Source organism: Echinicola sediminis (assembly GCF_054777495.1).
The window spans coordinates 1-1,082 of sequence record NZ_BAAHAP010000233.1 but is presented as its reverse complement, the minus strand read 5'-3'; the positions used below and the strand labels follow the sequence as shown (position 1 = coordinate 1,082).

Below are 1,082 nucleotides of genomic sequence, written 5' to 3'. Positions count from 1 at the left end.
ATTACATAGTTCTGAAATATTCTTTATTGTATGCAGACTATAAACCTTTATATGATATTTCACTTCAAATAGGTTTTTATCCTATCTCTAATTTTATTTTAAAAAATGGATTATTAGAAGAAAAATATCTTCACGAAGCAATAATAAACAATCAAGTTAAAAAGGTCTATTCGAAAGAACATTATGTTGAAACTATTGAGCAATACAATAGGTCTCAAGAAATATATGAAAGCATTAAGTCAATTGATACTGCTTATATTGCTCCAACTTCATTTGGAAAAAGTTCTATAATAAGAGACGTTATTGTTCAAAATGACTACAAAAAGATTGTTGTTGTTGTCCCAACAAAATCACTTATTGTACAAACTTACAATGACATAAGAAACTTAGACCTTAATTATAAGCTAATTCTTCACGATGAAATGTATAATAATGAAGATAGGTTTATTGGGATACTAACTCAGGAGAGAGCAACAAGACTTCTTAATAAATTTGAGTTATCATTCGATATAATGTTTATTGATGAAGCTCACAATTTATTGAATAATAACAGTAGGAATTTCTTACTATCTAGATTAGTGATGCTGAATTATAAAAAAAATAATTCACATCGATTATTGTATTTATCCCCACTGGTCTCTGATATTTCAAATCTTAAAATTAAAAACACATCTGAAGGTCAGATATTTGAAAGTACGATAAAACATAATTTAAAAGCATTTGACACTTTTTACCTTGACAAAAAAGGCAAACTATTTAGTTATAATCGATACACAGATGAGCTATACCACTTAGGTAGTGAAATAGTTTTCGATGACTATATTATTTCTAATTCTAAAAAGAAAAACTTCATTTATACATATAGACCTAAGATTGTAGAGGATATTGCAGAAAAGATTAATAGTAAAGTAAATGAATCAATAGAGAATTCTAATCTAAAAAGAATATCAAATGTAATATCTACAGAAGTTTCTGAAGATATTGATATTGTAAAATATATATTAAATGGGATTGTATATCTGCATGGAAAACTTCCTAATATATTAAAGGAGTATTTAGAATATAATTACAAGGAAATGCAA

1 protein-coding gene is annotated in these 1,082 nt (G+C 26.0%); it reads left to right on the top strand.

Going from position 1 to position 1,082, the window contains the following annotated elements:
- Positions 1-1,082 (top strand): DEAD/DEAH box helicase (locus ACYVAA_RS22930; protein ID WP_460546419.1); only part of this gene is annotated, 1,082 nt, incomplete at both ends.